Source organism: Pseudogracilibacillus amylolyticus (SeqCode), from assembly GCF_051918545.1.
Classification (GTDB): domain Bacteria; phylum Bacillota; class Bacilli; order Bacillales; family Amphibacillaceae; genus Pseudogracilibacillus.
Window position 1 is genome coordinate 1 of record NZ_JBPPZG010000307.1, and the last position, 3,156, is coordinate 3,156.

Here is a 3,156-nt window from a genome sequence, read left to right on the forward strand (position 1 = left end):
CCGAGAAAATCTCCGTATGGTAAATGGAAAGTAATATATGCTTTTCCGCAATATCTATCCTAGTCCTAGTAATCTATTGTTTTTATCAGGGAGAGAGGAATGGAAAAATATGTTAGAGCATAAATTTGATGTGATTAGTTACCAAAATGGAGATTCAGATTTAATTATTAAAATGGAAGATGAAAGCAAGCGCTTAGTAGCAACGTTTCTGATGTCGGATATACAAGGTGGGGATATTAGTTACGCTATTCATGCCATTGATAAGGTATTGACTGGAAAGTCAGATTATGAAGAATTAAATGGTAATATATGTGGAGTGGAAATCCATCGAGATAAAACCGAAATCTATGATAACTTAGCGGAAGATGGTATCGGAGATTGGTGCACAGTTAATACATCAGAATTAAAAGAATTAATATACATTTGGCACCAAAAACATTCTAAGTTTATTGCCAAAAAAGACTGAAATTATACTTTACTGACTAAAAAAATAAGAAGCACTAAATTAACTTTTTTAATGGTGCATGGAAATAGGTTGGGATAGTTTTTTGACTAGTTTAAGCGATTTCATCAATTATTATGGAGGTAAGGTTGCCTGGACATAACTAGGAAGCGAAAAGTTTTGGCTCTAATCAATCATGGGTTCCAGAAAACTGGACAATGATTTTTAAAATGAGAGAGGAGGATAAGAATGAGCGTTGAAAATTATCAGAAAGCAAAGCAAATAATTCAAAGCAATGAAGATATGGCTGACTTTATTGGGGGAAGGACAAATGAATTAATAAAACTAGCTGAAGAAAAGCTAGGTGTAAAGTTTACTGGAATGTATTTAGATTATTTGCATACTTTTGGAGCAGGAAATTTCGGAGCTCAGGAGATTTACGGGATTATTAATGATGATTTTGAAAACTCATCTGTTCCAGATGCCATTTGGTACACATTAACGGAAAGAAAAGAAATTAATCTACCAAATAACCTTCTTGTTATATATGATACTGGGAGCGATGAACTTTTTTGCTTAGATTTTAATCAACTTGATGAAATAAAAGAACCAAAGGTAGTATCTTTTGTACCTGGTATTGAGTTGGAAAGACAAAGATATGAAATAAATGCTAAAGATTTTGGTGATTTTTTGTTAGATTTAGCTATGCAAGAAGTATAATATAACATTGCGAACCTTGATTGGCTATTAGCTTTTTCAAGTTTTTTTATTTTCAATAATTTTATAATAAACATAACTTGTAATTCAAAATAAGGTAGAGATTTAATTAGCGTCAATCTTAAACATAAAAGAATAGGTTTAATACCACAATGATTCTCCAAGGAAAGATTGATGCGGCTAAACCAGGACTTGCGGATGTAAGGGTCCCAGTATTTACTAAAGAAAACTTTCGACAGACTCGTCTGATATAACATCTTATGGAATTGAAATGAAGTCACTGGGTGAAGTTCGCACGCAAATGTTTGTAGTGAAGGGTGATGGAGTAGGAAGTAATAGTACTAAGGGTACGGGTAATATTGCTAAAGATTTTATAAAGTTGATTGTAAAGTTATCACCAGCCGAGCGTGTAGCAACAGTTAAATCAAAAGCGCGGGAAATTGCAAAAAATGTTGGTTTAGAAAAGGACTCGAAACTAAGTAAGATTAATGGTAGAGATGTATATAATGATCCTAAAACAGAAGATTTATATTCGGTAGATACACAGCATGGTAGATTTGAAAAAACAAATAGCAAAGGAAAATATCAAGGGGAGGTTGATTTTGATTTTAAGTCTACTAAGCCTGCTGATGCATCTGGTGAAAAGTTAAATAGAAAGGGTGTAGCATGATGGTTAAGGGTGAATGGGTACCTGTAAAGGAAATTTCAGACGATACTCCAATTTGGAGCGGAACAATAGTTAGGGTTTATGGAGTTAATAATTGTGAAAAAGATTTTTATGATTATATAGTCTCTTTTATATATGATAATGCTGACTATTTACAATTAACCTGTCTTGCACAAGGAGAAGGTGGAAATATCATTTGTGTATTGCAAACAGAACCAAACACTAATTATTCACTAGGCAGGGAATTAAAAAGGATGATGGATGATGGTACAAACTTAGTGTTTGTAAATTTTACTCCTGAGTGTATTGTAAAGTAACAGTCTTTAAAGCGATGCAATTGAGAAATATTATTAAACCTTGATTGGCTATGGACCTTTCAAGTTTTCTTTATGTTGGTGAGAATACCTTAGAGGAGCATTTGGCTGTGCAATAAGTAATGGTAAGGGAGGTATAGATTTGGAAAATAGCCAAAAATGGTACGATCAAGTAGACATGAATATCTTTTATAAAGAATTAGAACAACAAATTGAACTCCGAATGCCAGTTAAACTTTTAAAGTTCCACGGTTGGAAATAAGAGAGAAAATATCACTGCATCTTTGGGTTGAGAGGCTAAAGGTGCAGTTTTTAATTATATTCAAGTAATTAATATGAAGAAATTATGAACGTAGGCAATTGGGAATTAATATTTAGTAAACCTCGTGGAGAGGGATTACTACCAATAATCAAGCACGCTGTGTATATGCCTTACAAGGAGATATGATTATGTTAAAAGTAACAGAATATAAAGAAAGTCAGTCTGTAAATATTGAATATGATGTTTATACACCGATTAATATAGAATTCGGTACTTGGAATATATCAAAGGAACCAACGATATATTGGAGAACTGGGGATTTCAAAAAATCCTTAATTGAAATAGGCATAGGAAAATATACAGGAAATATTCGTTCCATTACATTAACTTTAAGTGAGAACGTACATAAAATGGAAAGCTTGGGCTTGGATATGAACAATATAACTTTGATTAAAGGTACACCTAATTTTCAGGTTGAAGAATATTATGATAAGACGTATATAGATGAAAAAGGTGAATTGAACGTTTATATAGGTATTGATAGTGTATTAATTTTATTTTCGGAAAAAGAAACAATGTCAATTGTAAAAAATGATAATGTGGGATTTGTTTTAGACAAAAATAAAATTGTTTGTGGCATTATAATATTGTAAACTAGCACATTATTCCAGGTTATTTATTTCAAATTAATTCAGCTGATTATCTGGAGTAATGTGCTATTATTTTCACTTTATTTCATATGTGAAAAAGAATA

General features: G+C 31.9%; 5 protein-coding genes. All 5 read left to right on the forward strand.

Annotated features, from left to right (window positions below; all coding sequences use genetic code 11):
• Positions 1-37 precede the first annotated feature (37 nt).
• The 5 genes from ACPYKA_RS19995 to ACPYKA_RS20015 all read left to right on the forward strand — a co-directional run bounded on the left by ACPYKA_RS19995 (position 38) and on the right by ACPYKA_RS20015 (position 3,055).
• Complete coding sequence (locus ACPYKA_RS19995; RefSeq protein ID WP_479543945.1) at positions 38-466, forward strand: hypothetical protein; 429 nt, start codon at positions 38-40, stop codon at positions 464-466.
• A gap of 225 nt (positions 467-691) precedes the next feature.
• Positions 692-1,162, forward strand: a complete 471-nt coding sequence (locus ACPYKA_RS20000; RefSeq protein ID WP_479543946.1) for an SMI1/KNR4 family protein — start codon at positions 692-694, stop codon at positions 1,160-1,162.
• A gap of 298 nt (positions 1,163-1,460) precedes the next feature.
• On the forward strand, positions 1,461-1,829 hold the full coding sequence (locus ACPYKA_RS20005) for a hypothetical protein (protein ID WP_479543947.1): 369 nt from the start codon (positions 1,461-1,463) through the stop codon (positions 1,827-1,829).
• Positions 1,829-2,143: a hypothetical protein gene (locus tag ACPYKA_RS20010; protein WP_479543948.1), complete on the forward strand. Its 315-nt coding sequence runs from the start codon at positions 1,829-1,831 to the stop codon at positions 2,141-2,143. The genes ACPYKA_RS20005 and ACPYKA_RS20010 overlap by 1 nt, the downstream gene beginning before the upstream one ends.
• Before the next feature lie 447 nt (positions 2,144-2,590).
• On the forward strand, positions 2,591-3,055 hold the full coding sequence (locus ACPYKA_RS20015) for a hypothetical protein (RefSeq protein ID WP_479543949.1): 465 nt from the start codon (positions 2,591-2,593) through the stop codon (positions 3,053-3,055).
• The last annotated feature ends 101 nt before the right edge of the window (positions 3,056-3,156 follow it).

Excerpts from the sequence above, each read along its gene's own strand:
- ACPYKA_RS20005 (WP_479543947.1), top strand. The coding sequence starts at position 1,461 with ATGTTTGTAGTGAAGGGTGATGGAGTAGGAAGTAATAGTACTAAGGGT.
- ACPYKA_RS20000 (WP_479543946.1), top strand. The coding sequence starts at position 692 with ATGAGCGTTGAAAATTATCAGAAAGCAAAGCAAATAATTCAAAGCAAT.
- ACPYKA_RS20010 (WP_479543948.1), top strand. The coding sequence starts at position 1,829 with ATGGTTAAGGGTGAATGGGTACCTGTAAAGGAAATTTCAGACGATACT.
- ACPYKA_RS19995 (WP_479543945.1), top strand. The coding sequence starts at position 38 with ATGCTTTTCCGCAATATCTATCCTAGTCCTAGTAATCTATTGTTTTTA.
- ACPYKA_RS20015 (WP_479543949.1), top strand. The coding sequence starts at position 2,591 with ATGTTAAAAGTAACAGAATATAAAGAAAGTCAGTCTGTAAATATTGAA.